24 protein-coding genes are annotated in these 20,838 nt (G+C 58.4%); 21 read left to right on the top strand and 3 right to left on the bottom strand.

Features of this window, described 5'->3' with window-relative positions; genetic code table 11:
- The coding region (locus tag AC1D35_RS07745) for a MurR/RpiR family transcriptional regulator (protein WP_477938468.1) at positions 1-199 on the top strand (199 nt) is incomplete at its 5' end.
- A 93-nt stretch (positions 200-292) separates the two neighbouring features.
- Here the strand turns inward: AC1D35_RS07745 and AC1D35_RS07740 are convergent.
- Positions 293-1,045 (bottom strand): FadR/GntR family transcriptional regulator, encoded by a 753-nt coding sequence (locus AC1D35_RS07740; RefSeq protein WP_477938467.1) that lies wholly within the window; start codon positions 1,043-1,045, stop codon positions 293-295.
- A gap of 450 nt (positions 1,046-1,495) precedes the next feature.
- On the opposite strand from AC1D35_RS07740, the gene AC1D35_RS07735 reads away from it, so the two are divergent.
- The 11 genes from AC1D35_RS07735 to AC1D35_RS07685 all read left to right on the top strand — a co-directional run bounded on the left by AC1D35_RS07735 (position 1,496) and on the right by AC1D35_RS07685 (position 12,780).
- Positions 1,496-1,969, top strand: a complete 474-nt coding sequence (locus AC1D35_RS07735; RefSeq protein WP_477938466.1) for a RidA family protein — start codon at positions 1,496-1,498, stop codon at positions 1,967-1,969.
- A 38-nt stretch (positions 1,970-2,007) separates the two neighbouring features.
- Positions 2,008-2,748 carry an amino acid ABC transporter ATP-binding protein gene (locus tag AC1D35_RS07730; protein WP_477938471.1) on the top strand — a complete coding sequence of 247 codons (741 nt, stop codon included), beginning with the start codon at positions 2,008-2,010 and terminating at the stop codon, positions 2,746-2,748.
- A 10-nt stretch (positions 2,749-2,758) separates the two neighbouring features.
- Positions 2,759-3,427, top strand: a complete 669-nt coding sequence (locus AC1D35_RS07725; protein ID WP_477938465.1) for an amino acid ABC transporter permease — start codon at positions 2,759-2,761, stop codon at positions 3,425-3,427.
- A gap of 9 nt (positions 3,428-3,436) precedes the next feature.
- The gene (locus AC1D35_RS07720) at positions 3,437-4,087 is read left to right on the top strand and encodes an amino acid ABC transporter permease (RefSeq protein WP_477938464.1); all 651 of its coding nucleotides are present in this window, start codon (positions 3,437-3,439) and stop codon (positions 4,085-4,087) included.
- 42 nt (positions 4,088-4,129) lie between these two features.
- Positions 4,130-4,975: a transporter substrate-binding domain-containing protein gene (locus tag AC1D35_RS07715; RefSeq protein ID WP_477938463.1), complete on the top strand. Its 846-nt coding sequence runs from the start codon at positions 4,130-4,132 to the stop codon at positions 4,973-4,975.
- A 174-nt stretch (positions 4,976-5,149) separates the two neighbouring features.
- Positions 5,150-7,240 (top strand): hydantoinase/oxoprolinase family protein, encoded by a 2,091-nt coding sequence (locus AC1D35_RS07710; RefSeq protein WP_477938462.1) that lies wholly within the window; start codon positions 5,150-5,152, stop codon positions 7,238-7,240.
- A 14-nt stretch (positions 7,241-7,254) separates the two neighbouring features.
- On the top strand, positions 7,255-8,892 hold the full coding sequence (locus AC1D35_RS07705) for a hydantoinase B/oxoprolinase family protein (RefSeq protein WP_477938461.1): 1,638 nt from the start codon (positions 7,255-7,257) through the stop codon (positions 8,890-8,892).
- Between the two features lie 60 nt (positions 8,893-8,952).
- The gene (locus AC1D35_RS07700) at positions 8,953-10,158 is read left to right on the top strand and encodes a pyridoxal phosphate-dependent aminotransferase (RefSeq protein WP_477938460.1); all 1,206 of its coding nucleotides are present in this window, start codon (positions 8,953-8,955) and stop codon (positions 10,156-10,158) included.
- Between the two features lie 72 nt (positions 10,159-10,230).
- Positions 10,231-11,139: a 5-dehydro-4-deoxyglucarate dehydratase gene (kdgD, locus tag AC1D35_RS07695; protein WP_477938459.1), complete on the top strand. Its 909-nt coding sequence runs from the start codon at positions 10,231-10,233 to the stop codon at positions 11,137-11,139.
- A gap of 488 nt (positions 11,140-11,627) precedes the next feature.
- Positions 11,628-12,074 (top strand): transposase, encoded by a 447-nt coding sequence (locus AC1D35_RS07690; protein WP_477938458.1) that lies wholly within the window; start codon positions 11,628-11,630, stop codon positions 12,072-12,074.
- Between the two features lie 118 nt (positions 12,075-12,192).
- Positions 12,193-12,780 carry a hypothetical protein gene (locus tag AC1D35_RS07685; protein WP_477938457.1) on the top strand — a complete coding sequence of 196 codons (588 nt, stop codon included), beginning with the start codon at positions 12,193-12,195 and terminating at the stop codon, positions 12,778-12,780.
- A 73-nt stretch (positions 12,781-12,853) separates the two neighbouring features.
- On the opposite strand, the gene AC1D35_RS07680 is transcribed toward AC1D35_RS07685, so the two are convergent.
- Positions 12,854-13,141: a DinB/UmuC family translesion DNA polymerase gene (locus AC1D35_RS07680; protein ID WP_477938470.1), complete on the bottom strand. Its 288-nt coding sequence runs from the start codon at positions 13,139-13,141 to the stop codon at positions 12,854-12,856.
- A gap of 15 nt (positions 13,142-13,156) precedes the next feature.
- Here AC1D35_RS07680 and AC1D35_RS07675 point away from each other — a divergent pair, with 15 nt between their 5' ends.
- Positions 13,157-13,558 carry a hypothetical protein gene (locus AC1D35_RS07675; RefSeq protein WP_477938456.1) on the top strand — a complete coding sequence of 134 codons (402 nt, stop codon included), beginning with the start codon at positions 13,157-13,159 and terminating at the stop codon, positions 13,556-13,558.
- Positions 13,559-14,313: 755 nt separating this feature from the next.
- Here AC1D35_RS07675 and AC1D35_RS07670 read toward each other — a convergent pair.
- The gene (locus tag AC1D35_RS07670; RefSeq protein ID WP_113297809.1) at positions 14,314-14,667 is read right to left on the bottom strand and encodes a MarR family transcriptional regulator; all 354 of its coding nucleotides are present in this window, start codon (positions 14,665-14,667) and stop codon (positions 14,314-14,316) included.
- Positions 14,668-14,765: 98 nt separating this feature from the next.
- Between AC1D35_RS07670 and AC1D35_RS07665 the strand changes: the two genes are divergently transcribed.
- From AC1D35_RS07665 to AC1D35_RS07630, 8 genes are read left to right on the top strand one after another with little or no spacing between them, the layout of a single operon-like run.
- Positions 14,766-15,305, top strand: a complete 540-nt coding sequence (locus AC1D35_RS07665; protein ID WP_477938455.1) for a hypothetical protein — start codon at positions 14,766-14,768, stop codon at positions 15,303-15,305.
- A gap of 3 nt (positions 15,306-15,308) precedes the next feature.
- Entirely contained in the window at positions 15,309-15,974 is a 666-nt protein-coding gene (locus AC1D35_RS07660; RefSeq protein WP_477938454.1) for a lytic transglycosylase domain-containing protein, read from the top strand.
- Complete coding sequence (locus tag AC1D35_RS07655) at positions 15,971-16,270, top strand: TrbC/VirB2 family protein (protein WP_477938453.1); 300 nt, start codon at positions 15,971-15,973, stop codon at positions 16,268-16,270. Before AC1D35_RS07660 ends, AC1D35_RS07655 begins: the two co-directional genes overlap by 4 nt.
- A gap of 6 nt (positions 16,271-16,276) precedes the next feature.
- Entirely contained in the window at positions 16,277-16,615 is a 339-nt protein-coding gene (locus AC1D35_RS07650) for a VirB3 family type IV secretion system protein (RefSeq protein ID WP_477938452.1), read from the top strand.
- Positions 16,608-18,974, top strand: a complete 2,367-nt coding sequence (locus AC1D35_RS07645) for a VirB4 family type IV secretion/conjugal transfer ATPase (protein WP_477938451.1) — start codon at positions 16,608-16,610, stop codon at positions 18,972-18,974. Before AC1D35_RS07650 ends, AC1D35_RS07645 begins: the two co-directional genes overlap by 8 nt.
- Positions 18,971-19,672: a P-type DNA transfer protein VirB5 gene (gene virB5, locus AC1D35_RS07640; protein ID WP_113297743.1), complete on the top strand. Its 702-nt coding sequence runs from the start codon at positions 18,971-18,973 to the stop codon at positions 19,670-19,672. The genes AC1D35_RS07645 and virB5 overlap by 4 nt, the downstream gene beginning before the upstream one ends.
- Entirely contained in the window at positions 19,669-19,902 is a 234-nt protein-coding gene (locus AC1D35_RS07635) for an EexN family lipoprotein (protein WP_477938450.1), read from the top strand. Before virB5 ends, AC1D35_RS07635 begins: the two co-directional genes overlap by 4 nt.
- 3 nt (positions 19,903-19,905) lie before the next feature.
- A complete protein-coding gene (locus AC1D35_RS07630; RefSeq protein WP_477938449.1) occupies positions 19,906-20,838 on the top strand; it encodes a TrbL/VirB6 family protein in 933 nt (310 codons plus the stop codon).

Raw genomic sequence — 20,838 nt, 5'->3', positions numbered from 1 at the left:
GTCCGAGCGCGTCGCCCGGCTTGCCCTTGAAAAGCCGGAAGCGATCGCCTTCGGTACGGTACAATCGATCGCTGCTGAATGCTGCGTGGGGCCGACGACCGTATCCCGGGCGGCCAAAGCGGCGGGATGCGAGAGCTTCGCCGATTTCAAGGATTTGTTTCGAGCACATTTCAAATCAACGGCATCGAGGCGAGCTTAATCGCGGACGATTTTCATCATCAAATGTGCCTGCTCGATTTGACCGCCACGCCGGCGGTTCAAATCTGTTCAAGAGCTACTACAGCGAGGTAAGCTAGTCGCTAGGCGCCACGTTGCTCAGGGGAGAGTTCGAGCCGTCTGAAAAGCCGCGATATCGCAGGTGACTCCTGCTGAGATGGGCCCGCATGGCCTCGCGTGCCTGTTCCTCAACCCCTGAGCTGATTGCCTCGCAGATTGCCCGATGTTCGACCACCGTATTCTGGATATAATCTAGAGTGATAAGGGCAGGATTGAGCTGTTTGGAGAAGGCCGGTTGCGGAAGAATCTGTAGGCTCATAAGGCTAAAGAACTCGATGAAAGCACCATTGTTCGTCGCTTCTGCGATCGACCGGTGAAAAACGAAATCGAGATGATCAAGCGCGGCTTCGTCTTCAAGTGAGGCTTCGAACTCGCGGGAGGCATTCCAGATGTTGGATTCCTGAGCCCAGGATCGCCGAACCGCCGCAAGACCGGCAGCATGCACCTCGAAGGCCATTCTAAGTTCCAGCAGGTCCATGAATGACGTCTGTAAACGAGCGAGTGGAGCAAGCGCGACGTCCGCATCCAACACGCCGGCATCTTCGACGTCGGGACCTGGTCTGTTGCGGACGAAGACCCCGACACCATGTCGTGACTCTATGATGCCATCGGACCGCAAGGCGGACACGGCTTCTCGAATGACGGTTCTGCTTACGCCGAATTGTTCCGATAATTCGGCGAGTGATCCCAGTTTAGTACCGCTTTCGAACTGGCTGTTGCCGATGTGAGCCTTGAGAGCCCGTATTGTTCGGCCCGTTAAAGTGTCCAAAATCCTGTTCCCCTTTGCCCCAAGTAGCGTCTGCAGAAGATATGCAGGGGGTCGACACAAGGTATCACTTGATCCTGCGGTGATGCTACCACCTGTCGTTAATTTTGTTGGCACAGAGTGCGCACACTTCACTCATCGTAGGTATGGGCGGCCAATTTGCCACGTACAGCTCCGAAAAAAATGATGGGAAAGATTCTGAATCTCGCACGATACGACCATAAACCAACTTTGGGGCGGTAATTAACAAATTGAATTTGAAAGATAAAATTGTAATTCGATAAAAACCTTCCCGAGAGATAGTATCTCTAGATTTTATCTTGACATGAGATACTATTTCACTAATTCTCTTTACGGAATAGTGGATCAACATCCGATGCCGATGGCTTCTGATGAATGGTTCCGGGAACCTGGTTCGCGCATCAGCGCGCCTGACAGTGATGGAAAGCTGCTATGAGTGTCGTCGCCGCACGTCTCTCGGAGCTCGGTATCGTTTTGCCTACGATTGCCCCGGCTTCAGGAAATTATATTCCGCATAGGCTCGTTGGGAGCCTTCTCTTCGTTTCAGGACAGATCCCGCGGATCGACGGTGTTGAGCATTACGCCGGCGTGGTCGGTCAAGACATTTCCGCCGAGGACGGCTACAGGGCCGCTCGCCTTTGCGCACTCAATATCCTAGCGCGGGTCAATGCTGCCCTAGATGGCGATCTCGACCGCGTCATCGCTTGCGCTCAGTTGCGTGGCTTCGTCAACGCGCCCGCGAATTTTAGGGGCCATCCGACGGTCATCGACGGCGCTTCCGACCTCCTCGTGGAGATCTTTGGCGATAACGGGCGCCACGTTCGCACTGCGCTTGGTGCGGGCTCATTGCCGCGCGGCTCCTCCGTAGAAGTCGATGCCATTTTCGAAGTCGCACCGAAAGCCTGACAGGAAATAAAGGGGAATTGGCCATGAACGGGACCAGCATGTCGGAAAAAGCCATTGCCATGACGGGCGTCAACAAATGGTATGGGCATCTCCAGGTCCTAAAAGGGATCAACCTGGAAGTTGGTCGCGGTGAGCACATCGTTCTGTGTGGGCCCTCAGGTTCGGGTAAATCGACCCTTATCCGTTGTATCAACCACCTGGAGGAAATCCAGGAAGGCAGCATTGCCGTCAACGGCACCGAGCTAAGACAGAAGGGGAGCAATGCCGACCATATCCGCCGCGACGTCGGCATGGTTTTTCAGCAGTTTAATCTCTTCCCGCATCTGACTGTCTTACAGAACTGCGTGCTGGCGCAGCGTCGCGTTCGAACGGCTACCTTGGCCGAGGCGAAGGACAAGGCAATGCGTCATCTCGAGCGTGTCCATATCGCCGAACAGGCTGAAAAATACCCCGCCCAGCTATCCGGTGGACAGCAGCAACGGGTGGCAATCGCCCGGGCGCTGTGCATGGACCCCAAGATCATGCTGTTCGACGAGCCGACCTCGGCGCTGGACCCTGAAATGGTCAAGGAAGTGCTCGATACGATGATCTCGCTTGCAGACGATGGCATTACGATGATCTGCGTGACCCACGAGATGGGCTTTGCACGTGCCGTCGCCCACCGCGTCATTTTCATGGACCGCGGCGAAATCATAGAGAGCGCCAAACCCGACGTATTTTTCAGCAATCCGGCACACGAGCGAACCAAAACGTTCCTCAGCCAGATCCTCAACCATTGAGGAGGGCCTGATGAATTACACCTTCGACTTCGCACCCGTTCTCGCCGCGTGGCCGACGCTGCTTGAAGGCGTGATCGGTACGTTGAGAATGTCGTCTATCTCAATGGTCTTCGGATTGTCGCTCGGAATTGTCTTCATGATGGTGCGGATGAGCAAGGTACCCGCACTGCGCACCATTGCCATTGGCTACATCGAGCTGATCCGCAACACGCCCATACTTGTGCAGGTGTTCTTTGTCTTTTTCGGGATGCCTGCAATTGGTATCCGGCTCAGCGGCGAACAAGCGGCTATTCTTGCCATGACGCTAAATTGCGCGGCCTATGCGGCCGAGATCGTGCGCGGCGGTGTACAGTCCATCCGTCCGGGCCAGATTGAAGCGGGCAGGGCGCTTGGGATGCAAACGGCTGATATCTATCGGTTTATTGTCTTCCGGCCGGCGATCCGGGCCGTCTATCCCGCGTTGTGCAGCCAGTTCATCCTGATGATGCTGAACTCCAGTCTGGTGTCGTCGGTCTCGGCGGAAGAGCTCACCTACTTTGCACAGACACTGGATGCGCAGACATTCCGCAGTTTCGAGATCTATTTCACGCTCGGTGTCATCTACCTCCTGTTGTCCCAGTTCGTTTCCGTCGCCCTCGGCATGATCGGCCGGGTCTATTTTTCTTATCCGGCAAAGTGAGGCAGTCCGATGATCCGTCAATTTGGCTGGAATGAGTTCCTCTTTTTGCTCGAAGGCGCACGCTGGACCGTTGTTCTTTCGCTTCTTGCCTTCACCGTCGGCGGAGCGCTGGGCCTGGCTGTCGCACTTGGACGCACCAGCAAATGGAAACCATTGCGCATTCTGATGGCAACCTACATCCAGATCTTTCAAGGCACCCCGCTGCTGATCCAACTGTTCTTTGTGTATTTCGGGGTGCCCCTCTTGGGCTTCAAGGTAGATGTCTGGGTTGCGCTGGCCATCGGTCTTTCGCTCCATACCAGCGCATTCCTTGGCGAAATATGGCGCGGCAGCATCCAGGCTGTTCCTGGTGGGCAGAGCGAGGCGGCACGCGCACTCGGCATTGGCTACAGACATCGCATGATTGATGTCGTGCTGCCGCAAGCATTTCGCATCGGGCTGCCGGCTACCATCAGCTTCCTCGTCAACCTGATCAAGGGCACGGCACTTGCCGCACTGCTCGGTCTCACGGAGCTGACCCGATCCGGTCAGCTGATGGCCAACATCACGTTTCAGCCGCTGCAGGTCTACGGGGCGGTCGCACTCATCTACTTTTTCACCTGCGTCCCACTGACCTACTGCTGTGCCCGGATCGAACGGCGCCTCAACGCCGCGCGGTAAAACAAGAATGCATGCCAAAAAAAACCAACCAGAGGTGATCACATGACCAAGACAGTAAGAACTCATTCGCGTTCGAAAGCCCTGAGCAGCCTTGCCACCATCCTCTTCACCGCGACTTCTTTTGCAACGACGGCGCTCGCCGTTACGCCCGAAGAGCTCAAAGCCAAGGGTACGGCCACCATCGGCGTTCAGATGGACCAGTTTCCATGGGGCTTCATCGACGCTAAGGGCGGCAATGACGGTTTCGACATCGCGATCGCCAAGATGATCGGCAAGGAACTGGGCGTCGACGTTAAATTCGAGCGTATCACCGGCCAGAACCGTATTCCGCTGCTGRTCAATGGCAATGTCGACTTCCTGGTGCCGTCAATGACGATCACCGAAGAACGCGCCAAGGTCATCCAGTACGTTATTCCCTATTCGTCGAACGACATCACCGTCTGGGGAAAGACCGACGCTGCCATCAAAGGCAACGAGGATCTCTCGAAATACGTGATCGGCGTCAACCGCGGCAGCGCTTTCGAGCCGTTGCTGGTCAAGGTCGCGCCGAAGGGAACGCAAATCAAACGTTTTGATGACGACGCAACAACCGTTCAATCGCTCTTGTCCGGTCAGGTCGATGCGATCCTGGGGAGCGTCACCTACGGCCTTGTCATCAAAGAAACCGGTTATGACAAGCAGTTTGAGCGTAAGTACAAGGTCGCCGACAACTTCCAGGGGATGGCGGTCCGCAAGGGTGATAAAGAAATGCTCGCCTTCCTGACTGACTTCGTCGCCAAGCACACCGCAGACGGGTCACTCGACGCGCTCTACAAGAGGTGGATCGGCGTCGATCGTGCGAAACTTCCAACAGAACTGCCGGGTGTAGACTTCACCGGAAAACAGTAACGCCAAAGTTCAGCGCGGCCATTTCCGCTGTCGCGCTGGGCTTGAGAAACTCATCACATCGAAGAGCCTTTGGCCTCCGCCTGTTTGTGCGGGCGGGGACAGGCCCCTGCACGCCGATAATCGGATTATCGAGCAGGCGCAACAATCGCTCGCTTAGGGAGCATAGTCGAGAAAATGACGAAAGATGGCAAGCAGATCAGGGTTGGTGTCGATATCGGCGGCACCTTCACCGACGTCGCGATGGAGGTTGGCACCACGTTCCACTCGATCAAGGTGCTGACCGATTATTCCTATCCTGAAAACGCGATCGTAAAGGGTGTCCGGGAAGTGGCCGATGTCGCCGGCGTCGAGCTTTCTCAAATCGACACGATCATCCATGGCACGACGCTCGCCACCAACGCCCTGATCGAACGGCGGGGCGCACGCACCGCCTTTATCACCACCAAGGGGTTTCGCGACGTTATCGAGATGCGCACCGAAAGCCGCTTCGAGCAGTATGACCTCGATATCGTGCTGCCGGCGCCGCTTGTGCCGCGCAACGAACGTTTCGTCATCGACGAGCGTATCGGTGCAGCCGGTTCGGTTCTGAGGCCGCTCGATCTCGCCGAAGTCGACGGGCTGTGCGATCGCATCATCGGTGCCGGCTATGAAAGCGTCGCTATCGGTTTCATCCACTCCTATCTCAACGGCGCGCATGAGCAGGTCGTTCGCGATCGTCTGCTGGCCAAGAAATCGGATATTTCCGTATCGATCTCGTCGGAAGTCTCGCCGCAAATGCGCGAATTCCAGCGCTTCAACACTGTCTGCRCCAATGCCTTCGTCAAGCCGCTGATGGCCTCTTACCTCAACCGGCTTGTTGGTCGTTTGACGGAAGAGGGCACCCGCTGCCCCGTCTTTATGATTCATTCCGGCGGCGGCATCATCAGCGTCGAAAGTGCCATCGAATTCCCGGTGCGCCTCTTGGAATCCGGTCCCGCAGGCGGTGCCATCTTCGCGGCCCATATTGCCAGCAGCTATGGTCTCGACCAGGTCTTGTCCTATGACATGGGCGGTACCACTGCAAAGATTTGCCTGATCGAAAAGCAGACGCCGAAGACTTCGAAGACCTTCGAGGTCGCCCGCACCTGGCGTTTCAAGAAGGGCAGCGGCATGCCGATTTCCATTCCAGTCATCGAGATGGTCGAGATTGGTGCTGGCGGCGGCTCCATCGCGACCATCGACAGCATGCGCCAGATCCGCGTCGGCCCGCACAGCGCCGGTTCAGAGCCCGGTCCTGCCTGCTACGGTCGCGGCGGAGTCAACCCGACAGTCACCGATGCCGATCTGATCCTTGGTCGCCTTGACCCGGACGAATTCGCTGGCGGGGCAATGAAGCTTGACCGCCCGGCCTCTGACAAGGCAATGGATGCGGATCTTGCATCGAAGCTCGAAACCGATATCGCCACGGCCGCTTATGGGCTCAGCGAAGTGGTTGACGAAAACATGAGCAACGCTGCGCGCATGCACGCGGTCGAGAATGGCAAGGAACTGTCCGAGTTCACCATGATCGCCTTCGGCGGCGCAGCACCCATCCATGCCGCCCGCCTGTGCGAAAAACTCGGCATGTCAGATCTTTTGATCCCGCCAGGTGCAGGTGTCGGTTCGGCCATCGGTTTCCTGCGCGCTCCTTTCGGTTTCGAAAGCGTGCGTAGCGCCTACAGCCGGCTCAGCCACTTCGATGCGGCCCAGATCAACCAGACGATCGCCGATCTCAGCGCCGAGGCTATATCCTTTGTGCGGTCTGGGTCGCCCGAGGCAAATCCCGATCTCGAATGCACGGCTTATATGCGTTACCTCGGTCAGGGCTGGGAAGTGCCCGTCACGATCGAAGTACGCGCCTATGCCGATGCAGATGGCAAGTTGTTCCGCAAGCTGTTCGACGAGCAATACGAGCACTTCTTCGGGCGCGTCATCGATGGCCTCGATGTCGAAATCGTCAGTTGGTCCTTGCGCGCAACCTCGAAGGTCGCGCCGCCAGCGAGGATCGGCAAGACCGCCAAGGTTGGCGAAGCAAAGGTCCGCGGCACCCGCAACATCTTCGACGTCCAGGAAGGCGGTTTCCAGAAGGCATCGATCGTTGCAAGAGCCGACATGAAGCCGGGCGATTTTGTTTCCGGTCCCGCCGTTATCACCGAACGCGAAACCTCGACCATCATCACCGCAAGCCGCGAAGTCATCATGCAGGCCGACGGCTGCCTGCTCGTACGCGTCAAGCAGAACGCTTGAACGGAGGATTTGACATGAAAACCAACGCACTTTCCGAGGTCCATATGCAGATCATGTGGAACAGGCTGATCTCCGTTGTGGAAGAACAAGCCGTCACCCTCATCCGTACCGCCTTCTCGACCAGTGTGCGTGAGTCAGGCGATCTTTCCGCCGGTGTCTTCAACCGCGGCGGCAAGATGATCGCCCAGGCGGTGACCGGCACACCTGGCCATGTCAACGCCATGGCCGAAGCCGTCGGCCACTTCATCCGCGACATCGGGCCTGAAAGCATCTTCGAAGGCGATGTCTACATCACCAACGATCCGTGGAAGGGAACCGGTCACCTGCACGATTTCACCGTCGTCTCGCCCAGCTTCCGTAATGAGGCGCTCGTCGGTTATTTCGCCTGCACGGCGCACGTGGTGGATGTCGGCGGCCGCGGTTTCGGGCCAGACGCCAACGAGGTCTACGAAGAGGGCATTTTCGTTCCGATCATGAAGTTTGCGGAGCGCGGCAAGGTCAACAAGGATCTCGTTAACATCCTGCACAACAACGTCCGCGAAAGCCATCAGGTGGTCGGCGACGTCTATTCGCTCGCAGCCTGCAACGAGATCGGCCATCGCCGGCTCATGGACATGATGGAGGAGTTTGAACTCACGGATCTGGAGACGCTCGGCGAATTCATCTTCAAGCGTAGCTATGACGCCACGATCGAACGCATCGCCGCCCTGCCGAAAGGCTCTTACTCCAACACCATGCGCGTCGATGGTTACGGCTCGCCGATCGACATTGTCGTGCGCCTTGATGTGGCCGACGACCATATCCTTGCCGACTTCGAGGGGACCTCACCACCAAGCTCGAAGGGCATCAATTGCCCGATCATCTATTCGGCGGCCTATGCCTGCTATGGCATGAAATGCTCGATCGCGCCTGAGATCCCCAACAACCATGCATCGCTTTTGCCCTTCCGCGTGAAGGCGCCGAAGGATTGCATCCTCAACGCGCAGCATCCCGCTCCGGTCTCGGTTCGCCACGTACTCGGTCACCTAGTGCCGGATGCCGTCCTCGGCGCAGTACACAAGATGCTGCCGGGTAGGGTGCCGGCGGAAGGTGCGGGTGCGCTGTGGAACCTGCATGTCAGCGTTCGTCCGCTTCAGGGCGACAAGGCGCCGGCCGATGGTGGCCAGCGTGCCGAAGTCCTACTGTTCAATAGCGGCGGCGCTGGTGCGCGGTCCACGCTCGATGGTCTGAGCGCCACTGCGTTCCCGAGCGGTGTGCATTCCATGTCGATCGAGGCGACCGAGCATGTCGGACCGGTGATCTTTTGGCGCAAGGAACTGCGTGATGGGTCCGGTGGTGCCGGCCAGTTCCGTGGCGGTCTCGGCCAGGTCGTCGAAATCTCTCCGACAGATGGGCATGAGATGCATTTTAACGCCATGTTCGATCGCGTCGACCATCCGCCCCGGGGACGCGAGGGTGGAGCCAATGGCGCGGAGGGCGCTGTCTTGCTTGACGACGGAACAGTCCTTGCCACCAAGGGGCGTCAACATGTCCGGGCCGGCCGAAGACTCATCCTGCAGCTTCCGGGGGGAGGCGGATACGGTGCGCCCGACAAGCGAGATCCGGTGGCCGCGCAGCGAGACAGGGATTTCGACTACGCGCCGAAAAGTTAATCCGCCAGCGACCGGTGGAGAGATCCGCAGGTCACAAGCGCAGTTTTCAGGAATGTGGACATGACTTTCGAGAACAAACGGGCGGCAGGCATCAAGTCGTCGCCGAGCATGGCCATTGCGATGGCGGCAAATCGATTGGCGGCGGAAGGCCGCGACATCATCGACCTATCGCTCGGAGAGCCAGATTTTGACCCTCCCGCACATGTAGCGGAGGCGGCTGCGGAGGCCATCCGCAGGGGCCGCGTGCGCTATGGCGCGGCGGCCGGCACAGAGAGCCTGCGTCAGGCGATCGTGTCCAAGTTCAAGAACGAAAACCGACTCGACTACAGCGTCGACGAGGTGATGGTCGCCAACGGCGCCAAGCAGGTCTTGTTCAACGTGTTTCTTGCGACGTTGGATCAGGGCGACGAGGTAATCATCCCAACGCCCTGCTGGGTGTCCTATGGCGATATCGTCTCGCTGCATGGCGGTGAACCCATCTATGTGCCTTGCGGCCCGCAGATTGGGTTCAAGATCGATGCGGCAAGGCTCGAAGCATCGATCACGCCAAAAACACGCTGGCTGATGCTGAATTCTCCGTCCAACCCGACCGGTGCCATCTATTCGCTTGGGGAATACCGCGCATTGGGCGAGGTGCTCGCTCGCCATCCGCGCGTTCTGGTGATCTCCGACGAGATTTACGAACACGTGCTGCTGAAAGACGTGCCCTTTGTATCCTTCGCCCAGGCCTGCCCGGATCTGCGCGACCGCACACTGATCGTCAACGGTGTCTCCAAGGCCTACGCGATGACAGGGTGGCGCGTAGGGTATGCCGCCGGGCCAAAAGCGTTGATTGCAGCCCTCAACAAGATGCAGTCGCAGAGCGTCACCTCGGTCTCGACCATCGCTCAGGCGGCAGCCCTTGCGGCCTTGACGGGCGATCAGACCTTTGTCGGAAAGGGGGCGGCGACATTTGCCGGCCGCGCCAAAATCGTCGCCGATCGCCTGGCACAGATCGAGGGCGTGGAATTTACCCCGCCGGATGGCGCCTTCTATGCGTTCATCGCCGTTCAACGTCTGCTCGGAAGAAAGACGGGGGCAGGCGAGATAATCGCAGACGACCCGGCATTTGCCGCGCATCTGTTGCAGCAGTTCGGCCTGTCCAGCGTGCCCGGCGCCGCTTTCGGCGCGCCCGGGTTCATCCGCCTGTCGATCGCGGCATCCAACCGTGAACTCGAAGCTGCCTGCGACCGTCTGGCTGCGATGGTTCAATCTCTGAGTGGCTGAACGGCATTTCCAATCATTCCATCATCAATGCGGCGGCGCTCGATTGCGCTTCCCCCTAAAGGAGGTAATTCCATGAGGACCGAAGACTTGAAACATGCTCTTGGAGCGGGACTGCTTTCCTTTCCCGTGACGCATTTTGGGTCGGATGGAAAGTTCAACGCCGACAGCTATGCCAGACATGTCAACTGGCTTTCCGGTTTCGGGGCCACGACGCTGTTTGCCGCAGGCGGAACCGGTGAGTTCTTTTCGCTGACGCCCGATGAAATCCCGCAAATCGTGCGAGTAGCGAAACAGGCCGCTGGTACCACTCCCATCGTCTCGGGCTGCGGATACGGTACGGAGATCGCCGTTTCCATTGCGCGGTCAGTCGAGAAGGCTGGCGCTGACGGCATCCTCCTCCTCCCGCACTATCTGATCGACGCTCCACAGGAAGGACTGTACCACCATATTAAAGCGGTCTGCGGTGCGACGGGCATGGGCGTCATGGTGTACAACCGTGATAACTTGGTGCTGCAAGCCGATACGCTGGCCCGGCTCTGTGATGCGTGCCGCAACCTCGTTGGTTTCAAGGACGGAACAGGCGATATCGGGCTTGTTCGTCAGGTCACCGCTAAGATGGGCGATCGTCTGACCTATCTTGGTGGTATGCCAACGGCGGAGCTTTTTGCAGAAGCCTATCTTGGCGCCGGCTTCACAACATATTCCTCGGCAGTCTTCAACTTCGTTCCAGCACTCGCAATTGATTTCTACAATGCATTGCGAGCGGAAGATCGGGCCAAGTGCGAAGCCTATCTGAATGATTTCTTCTACCCGTTCATGGCGATCCGCAACCGGGCGAAGGGTTATGCGGTTTCGGCGGTAAAGGCAGGCGTGAGGCTACAGGGCTTTAATGCCGGTCCAGTCCGCTCCCCTCTCAAGGATCTCTCGAGTGAAGAAATTGGCATGATGGAAGCCCTTATCGGAAAGCATCAGCGCCAGTAACATTTTCAAGGGCCGCCGTCTTGAGATAGGCGGCCCTTTCACCGATCGGATCGAGGACAGATTATGACCGTCGATCAGAATCTCATTGCCGGTGAATGGACCGGTACCAATGCCGCCGAGAATATCAACCCGCCCGACACGAACGAGGTCGTCGGCGGATAAGGTCGGTGGCCAGAGCGTCATCGTCGAACGCGCCTTCCCATACTTGCGCACCCAAATCCGGATTAAGTTGCGCGATACGCGGTGGCGCTTTGCCAGAATATGTAGCATCTCGCCCGCGAGAAACTCCTGCGCGACCTGCCGTTTGAATCCATACCGTGATGCGATGTTTTGCCATGGGTTCCACTTTCGAAACCCGAAAAGCCGGTCAATTCATCAAGCCCATCGGTCCGCCGAGGGGCGCACTCCGGTCATTTAATATCGCAGGCGTGAACATTGACTCTTGGATCGAGCTGGCAGACAAAGCAGCAATACACAGAGGACGAACAATGGCTGACGAAGAGATTCAGATCCCGCCGGTCGCTATCGGCGCGGCCGAAGCTGGACCCGCTGCTCCGAAAAAAGCTTCCAAAGCAAAGAGCGTAAAAGCGGAAAAACCCCGCGCCGACTCGTCCAAACCGGCGAAGCCGAGAACGCGTGGTCTCAGCGATCAGGAAAAACTGGAAAGGATCGCTCAGATCGAAGCTCAGGTCGCTGGCGGCGCCACCTTGAAAGACGCGGTTAAAATTGCAGGCATTTCCGATGAGACCTATTATCAGTGGAAGAAAGCCGCCGCTCAACCCGTGACACAGGCTTCGGTCGCATCAGTTGCTGYGGATGATGAACTCGCCGAGTTCATTCAGCTCGAGGAAGAAAATCGGCGGCTCAGAAAACTGCTCTCTGAAAAGCTGCGTGCCGAAAACGCTGATCTGCGCAAAAGACTCGGAATGAGCTAGCGGCTTTGGGAAATCCCTCGCTAAACTACCTTCAAACGCATCCCACAGTGAAGGCGTGCCTTCGAAAATTGCCACGCGCTCTACTGCGCGCTATCATCCAATCCCAATTCTCCGGCACATGAGAACACCAAGATCCAATTTCGTCGTCGAATACAAAACGAACAGACGTCAAACCAAGGCGCGCCCAACGTCGATCTGGGGCAATCTGGATTTGCAGGCGGTGGCCCGTGCGGTCGAGGCCGACGGCGCCATGCCGGCAGTTGATCTGCCCCAAGTCTCTTCAGTCATGAAGAACGTCGCCGCGATTAAACTTGGAGAGGCCGCCTCGGGTGCTCAGATCGATGCTGACGGCCCTCCGGGGAGTTCCACCGCGATGTCGTCGCCGCACAAGATTCCCACCGAACCGGTAACTGTTGAGAGCAATGCGTTCGACGCCGCGTCGTCCGCACAGAGGCAACCGACTTCAACGCCAGCGCGGGCTCCGAGGTATCGACCAAAGCCGCAGACGAGGACGCAGCACTCGCGCATCCCAGAACGTCCGGCAATGCTCGATCATCGTCGAGATCCCTTCGGGCCTTGTGGTTCGGAGGAAGAGCTTGACGCTCTCGAGGCGGAAAACCACCATCTGAAACGCCTCATGATCGTAAGGCTCCGCGAGGAGAACGACAGGCTCAAGGTCATGCTTCGGCGGTTCGGCGGCGCCTGAGCGCCAAAAGTGCAGAGCCCACGAATGCCGGACCTCAACGTCATACCGACGAGCCCTCGTTTTTGTCCGGAAATCACAGCGGCAATGCGAGCTGCGGCATCTCTGGATGTCGACGAGGCTTCAGCGACGAACACGCTGTTCCAAAGAGCTGGATCTCTTTTCGAATCGGAAAGGTCGGTTGCGGCGGCAGGCTCAAGCTTTTTTTCGTTCGAAGCTCTCCTATTGAAGCGAACGGTGCCGGTGTCGCCTTGCTGCGGGTGAACTCTCGAAAATCGGAGTATTTGATCTTCACTCTTACCGTTTCGGCCGGGGTCGACTTAGACTCGCAAAAACCACGGATCCTTTTGATCAACGGCTGAATGCCCTGGAGGTTCTGATGGACGTCGCCCCTGAAGATGTCTTCAGCGCCAGCGAACTTTTCGCGGCTGGTTTTCGGGAAATGTTCGAAACGAATTTTTTCCCGAACCGGATATTAGCAAGGGCTATGATGAGCAAACAACGGCGCCTTGCGGCGCAAAAGGCCTTTGATCGTGTCCGTCGCGCGGGATTGCAGACGGAGGAGGATCCGCGTTTCCTCGGTTGGATCGAACAATGGATCCTGGGCGAGATCGACATGCAGGAGCTGCGAGAGCGATATCTCGGCCTGCTGCGGGAGCGGGCTCTCGAACGCAATACCAGTTCGCTTGCCGGCGTCGCCAAAGCGCCTTTCGATCCACTACCCGAACCTCCCACGACAGAGGAAACCGACGAATTCCTGAGCGGGATCGCCGATGGTTAATCGACCGTCAGATTATTGGACGATGCCAGCGCGGTAGTTGCCGAAGATGGCTGCGCTGGGATCTAGCTGGCGAGCGGCGTAAATTCCCGGCAATGCCGCGTTGAAGACCTCAAATGCGTTGGCGATGGCAATATCGCCGGTACATCAGGTCACAGCTCTGTGTTTGCAGCTACATCGCGAGCTCGGTGATTGGGTCGCCTTGATTTCCTTGGAGGTGAAATGCGTCAGCTTCATCTTCGGAGACAGAATCGTCATGCCATCGGAAAGCTGACGCGCTGGTTTGTAGAAGCCGGAAGTTGGGGCTTTCTCGGATTTCATAGCAGGGCTGGAGGCGCCTCGTTTCGTCATGTTCTCTACATGACCCTTCCCTTTCACAAGGTGCTCGCTCGCTACAACGGTGAGCTGAGCAGACCGTTCTCGAGACAGTTCTTTAGGTCCTCGCAAACAGAAAAAGAGGGCCGCCGAAGACCGGGGCCCTTTAAGGTGTGAAGGTTAAAACCTCCAGAGGGGAACAGCCAACGCGATGGCACTGGGAGGAGGCCATCAAATGCATCGGCTTATGCACTGTATGCCTGTGTTTTTCCAATTGCGCAATTATTTATTGTGCATGGCAGCTATTCGATAGGCCGGATGTCCCCTTGCAGTCCAGCCCAAATCATTGCCGCGGACAGCTCCGCAATACCGGAGCCGTCGACGGCGTTGATTTGTCCTAATCGACGTTAATTACCGAGAAAGCGTCACAAAAAGTGCGGATCCTAGGTGCTTGCGAAAGCGCTCAGCTTCTGCCGAATTTCCTCGGAAATCTCGAATTGCCGGGCTGTCCCGCGTCCCATGGAATTCTTCACCATCGTTTCCTTGAGTATTCCACGCCTAACAAGAAGATCGACCGTCTCCTTCGCACCGCTCCGGGTCAGCTCTGTAATTTCGACGATGTTTGAAAGGGTTAGCGGCTGGTGTGCTTGGGTCATCGTGTAGAGGATTGTCATCATGCCGATCTGTTTCAACCGCGCCTGCGGGGTTTCATCCTCAAATGGATGATCAAGGATCTCATGGAGAATGAGTCCCGAAAAGGCAAGGTTGTGCCACTGTGTCTTGAGCGCTCTTGTCATGTCATTTAACTGTGTTATATACGTCAGTAAAATGGCGCTTCGCTGGAGCTGGACACTGCTTCTGCAATGGGCCGTCATCGTTTCGGAGGGTGCTGTCCATGAAAAGCCTTCTGCTGAATATCCTGCTTCCGATCTCGTGCATGTTACCACCCTACCTGATTTCCGGAAGCAATGCGCGGACTGATGACTGGGGATGTCAGGTCATCCTGTGCCTTTCCAATCCCGGCGGGCCGACCCAGTATGCGGAATGCCGGCCGCCGATCCAGAAACTCTGGAGTGAGCTTGCAAAGGGCCACTCGTTTCCAACGTGCAGCGGCGTCGGCTTTCACAGTTCGCGTCCCGGTTACGAGCCCTATTATTGCGATGCCGGCTATCGGCTGTCGGGGCGCTACGGTCCCCGCGGAGAGCAGGCAACCTGTGTTTCGACCTCCCTGCAGCGTGTGAGCAATTCGTTTTGCTCCCATGATCGTGACAACGACGGCAACGACTCCGGCTCGCTCCAATCACCGCGTTGGCAACGGGAGGGCGGCCGCCTTCAATGCATGGGCTATCCGATCGCGCGCCCGAGTATGCGGTCGCAACCACACCATGTCGACGTGACCATCGACGGTGTCGGCCAGCAGCGCGTGTGGTACTGATCTATGGCGGCCGCATTCGTCGACATCGCACAGAACTGCGCACCGATGGTTCAGGCGGAAACACTGGCCGGCGTTGTGAGCCTGGAGAGCAAGTTTTTCCCCTTCGCCATCCGCATCAATAGCGGTTCACCACTTGCTGCCCAGGCTACCCGGAAAGCTGAAGCGATCGAGCTGGCCACATCCTTGATCGCCGATCACCAGGATATTCAGATTGGGCTTGGTGGGATCGGTGTGGAAGAACTCCGCAAACTGAAGCTCTCCGTTTCGGATGCCTTCGACCCTTGCCAGAACCTCAAGGCCACTGCGACGCTGCTCGACGGCTACTATCGCCTTGCCCTGCGCCTTGGCGCCGATCCGGCACAGGCGGAGAAGGTGATGCTGCAGTCCTACTATGGACGCGACAATCCGACTGTCGGCGCGATGGTCAAATACGACGAGCAGGTGCGCAGGGAGGCGGAACGGCTCTCGCCGAAACTCGCCTCCCTCACCGTCACGGCGCCGGATGACCAAGCCGCTCCCGTCGATGACCCTCGGGATCAGGTAGAACAGTCCATCCCGAGACAGCTCTCCCAAACCGAAGAATCAGTATCGTGGGATGTGTTCACATCCAGACGTCGATCCTCGGTTCTCGTGTTTCAGAACAATGACCGATCGGAGCAAAGTGAATGATCTCCAAAAACCGTATCCGCCCTTTGGCCGCTTCCGCGTTCATGGCGGTCGCCATCTTTGTCTGCGTGGTTGAACCGGCCTTTGCTCAATCTGCCGGTATAGAAACCGTACTGCAGAATATCGTCACCATGCTTACCGGCAACATTGCCAAATTGCTGGCGGTCATTGCCGTGATCATCATCTGCATCGCCTGGATGTTCGGGTATATGGACCTGCGCAAAGCCGGTTTCTGGATCATCGGCATCGGCGGAATTTTCGGCGCCACCGAACTGGTCAACACCATTGTCGGCGGCTGAGCATCGATGGCGAGCGCTCCCACCCTGGAAGAAGACATGTTGTTCCTCGCCTGCACGCGCCCGGCGATGGTTGCCGGCGTGACGATGGAGGCGATGGGCCTCAACATCATGCTGACGACGATCCTCTATATCACCGCCGGATCGATCGCCTACGCGCTCGTCGGTATCGTCTTCCATCTCGTGTTCCGGGCGATCGTCAAGCATGACCACAACATGTTCCGCATCCTGTTCGCCTGGATCGGGACCCGCGGCCGCTCGCGCAACGCCTCCTATTGGGGTGGCGCAACACTCTCGCCCTTAAAACTTGTCCGGCACTACGACGAAAGGGATCTGAGCCTTGCCTAGCATCGCCACACCGCAGTCCCGAGAGCTCGGGCCAGAGATCTTCATCCCTTATGTCCGCCACGTGAACGAGACGACCATCGCGCTCACTTCGCGCGCATTGATGACCGTGCTCGTCCTTGAAGGCGTTTCCTTCGAGACCGCCGATATTCTGGATCTCAACGGCCTGCACCGCAGCCTGAACACGCTCTACCGCAATATCGTCGACGAGCGATTGGCGCTCTGGACGCATGTCGTCCGCCGCCGTGACAACGACTATCCCGAGGGGCACTTTGCCAATCGGTTTTCCGATGACCTCAATGCCAGATATCGCGAACGCATGGTGCGTGAGGACCTGTTTCGCAACGACCTCCATATCACCCTCGTCTGGTATCCGAGCCGTGACCCCGCCGAGAAGGTCGCCAATCTTCTCTCCCGCCTGCGTAAGGTGCGCCGATCCGGCTTCGAGCTGGACGAAACGGCGCTCAAGCACCTGCGTGACAAGGTGGTCGACGTCACCGCGGGTCTGAAGCGCTTCGCCCCTCGCGCATTGTCCCTCTATGACCGTGCCGGCCTCCTGTTCTCCGAGCCGAGCGAGTTTCTCCACCAGCTGGTCGGTGGGCGCCGAGAGCCCTTGCCCCTGACGGAGGGCCGAATTTCATCGGCGATCTACTCGGACCGGGTGATCTTCGGCCGCGAGACAGTCGAAATCCGCCACGAGGCGCAGAGCCGCTACGCCGGCATGTTCGGTTTCAAGGAATATCCGGCGACAACCCGCAGCGGCATGCTCGACGGCATCCTGACCGCGCCGTTCGAACTCATCCTGACGCAGTCTTTTGCTTTTACCTCGAAGGCTGATGCCCGCACGATCATGGGCCGCAAGCAGAACCAGATGGTGAGTGCCGGTGACAAGGCAGCATCACAGATCGAAGAACTCGGTGACGCGATGGACGATCTGGAGTCCAACCGCTTCGTCGTAGGAGAACATCATCTTGGCCTGACGGTCTTTGCGCCGTCGGTCAAGGAGCTGACCGACCATATGGCGAAGGCACGCGCCCATCTCACCAGCGGCGGCGCCGTCGTCGCCCGCGAGGACCTCGGGCTCGAGGCCGCCTGGTGGGCGCAACTGCCCGGCAATCTGCGCTATCGGGCGCGTTCGGGAGCGATTACCTCCCGCAACTTCGCAGCACTCTCGCCCTATCATTCCTATCCGACCGGCCAGAAGGACGGCAACGAATGGGGATCGGCGGTCGCCATGCTGAAGACTGCGTCCGGTTCGCCGTTCTATTTCAATTTCCATCACAGCGATCTCGGCAACACCTTTGTTTGCGGCCCTTCGGGCGCGGGTAAGACCGTGCTCCTGAACTTCATGCTTTCGCAACTCGAGAAGCACGATCCCCAAATGGTTTTCTTCGACAAGGACAGGGGCGCCGACCTGTTCGTTCGCGCCGCAGGCGGCACCTATCTTCCGCTCAGAAACGGTGTTGCAACCGGCTGCGCGCCGTTGAAGGCGCTCGACCTGACAGCGGAGAACAGGATCTTCCTCGCACGTTGGGTCGGCAAGCTGGTGGGAGCGGCCGCGCGGGAGCTGACCGTCAGCGAGCTGCGCGACATCGCGACGGCCGTCGACGCTCTGGCGGACCTTCCTGTCGAACGCCGCTCCATTGGCGCATTGCGCACTTTCCTCAACAACACCGATCCTGAGGGCATCGCATCGCGGCTTAGACGATGGGAGAGGGGAGGGCCGCTCGGTTGGGTGTTCGACAACGAGGCAGACGATATCGGGATCGGCGCCAAGTTCATCGGCTACGATATGACCGACTTCCTCGATAACGAGGAAATCCGCACGCCGCTGATGACCTACCTCTTTTACCGGATCGAGCAGCTGATTGACGGTCGCCGCATCATCATCGTCATCGACGAATTCTGGAAGGCGTTGCAGGACGAAGGTTTTCGCGATCTCGCCCAGAACAAGCTGAAGACGATCCGCAAGCAGAACGGCCTCATGCTGTTTGCGACCCAAAGCCCGCGCGACGCGATCGTGTCACCGATCGCCCATACGATTATCGAGCAATGCCCGACACAGATCTTCCTGCCCAACCCCCGCGGTGACCGCGCCGACTATGTTGACGGCTTCAAGCTGACCGAACGCGAATTCGACCTGATTTCACGCGAGCTGTCTGTCGAAAGCCGTCGGTTCATCGTCAAGCAGGGCCACAACAGCGTCGTCGCCGAGCTGAACCTGAACGGCTTCGACGACGAGCTCGCCATCCTGTCTGGGCGGACGGCAAATGTGGAGTTGGCAGACGCCATTCGCGTCGAGCTCGGCGAGGGACGCAAGGACTGGCTTGCCGTGTTCCAGGAAAGAAGGAGGAAAGCATGATTCGCAAAGGTAGCATCCGGCTCTGTCTGGCATCGACCGCCTTTCTGGCAGCAGTCGGTCTGGCCTTGGCGCAGGGCATTCCCGTTATCGACGAGACGTCGATCGCCAAGCAGATCGAGAGCATCACGCAGCTCAAGTCTCAGCTCGACGCGCTGAACCAGCAGCTCCAGCAGGCCCAGCAGCTCTAYGGTTCGCTGAACAAGGTCACCAACATGGCTGATGTCGCTGGTTTGCTGAACGACCCTTCGATCCGCAAGGTGCTGCCGCAGGACTTCGAYGCCATCGAGGGTCTGTTCAAGGGCTCGGGAACTGGTGTCTTTGCCGACTCCGCCTCGAAATTCCTGCAGGACAATTCCACCTATCGAACCAGCGCGAACGATTTCTACGCGCAGGAGCTTTCACGCATCCAGAACCAGAACGCCGGGCAGATGAGTCTCGGCCGGCAGATCTATGATGTCGCCACCAAGCGCATCGATGGCATCGACCAGCTGCGTCGGCAGATATCGAGCGCAGCCAACGCCAAGGACATCGCCGATCTCCAGGCGCGCCTGCAGGCCGAAACCGCCTTCCTGCAAACCGACGTGCTTCGCATGCAGGGCCTGCAGATGGTTCAGCAGGCCCAGGTGCAGGTCGATGACCAGCGCAAGGCCGAGGATTGGCGCCAGCGCATGGACACCATGGGAGCGGCGCTCAAATGAAGTGGTTTTCTTTCGGCGTCGCGATGCTTCTCCTGTCCTCCCGCTCCCCGCAGACAGAGAAGGTCTACACCGTTGATGAGCCGGTCGCCGACGAGGCGTCGCTGACGAAGATCATCGGAAAATGCCGAAACAATCCCGGCGAGCTCCACGATACGCCCAATTGCCGCAATGCCGAGGCCGCCGACGGCAGGCTGCGCCTCGAACGTATGCGTAAATCGCTCGGAGGTTGATCAATGTATGAGGTGTTCAGCTTCGTCGACGGGCAGTTCAAGGCACCACTGGAGAACTTCATTTCATCCGGGACTTCGAACATCACCAATTGGATCAGCGGCCCGCTGACCGCGGCGCTCACGCTCTATGTCGTGCTCTATGGCTACCTTGTGCTTCGCGGTTCCGTGCAGGAGCCGATCCTCGAATTCGCTTTCCGGGCGATGAAACTCGCGATCATCGTCATGCTGGTGAGGAACGCCAGCGACTACCAGTCCTACGTCACCAATATCTTCTTCGATACGCTGCCCCGCGAGATATCGCAGGCGTTGAACTCCGGGACCGCGCCGAGTGCCTCCACCTTCGACAGCCTGCTGGATAAGGGTCAGAAATGCGCCTATGAGATCTGGTCCCGCGCCTCCTGGCCGGTCGACATCGTGACCGGCGTCGGCGGCATGCTGGTGATCGGCGCGAGCTTCCTCGTCGCTGCGATTGGCTACATCGTTTCGCTTTACGCGCGGCTGGCGCTTGCCATCATTCTGGCGATCGGGCCGATCTTCATCGCACTCGCCATGTTCCAGCCGACGCGCCGGTTCACCGAATCCTGGATCGGCCAGCTTGTAAACTTCGTCATCCTGCAGGTGCTTGTCGTTGCAATCGGCTCGCTGTTGATCACCTGCATCGACACGACATTCACAGCGATGGAAGGCTACCGCGACGTCATGATGCGCCCGATCGCACTCTGCGCTATCTGCATCGCCGCCCTCTACGTCTTCTATCAGCTGCCCGGTATCGCGTCGGCGCTCGCCGCCGGTGGCGCATCGCTGACCTACGGCTATGGCGCCGCCCGTGACGCGCACGAGAGCACGCTGGCCTGGGCTGCCTCACGCACGGTCAGGGCGGTTGGCCGCGGGACCCGCGCCGTTGGCCGGCGGCTGACACCGAACCGCGCGGAATGA

This window comes from Rhizobium sp. P1_E6, assembly GCF_056405875.1.
Note: the sequence above shows the minus strand (reverse complement) of the source record. Positions and strands in the feature narration are given on the sequence as shown.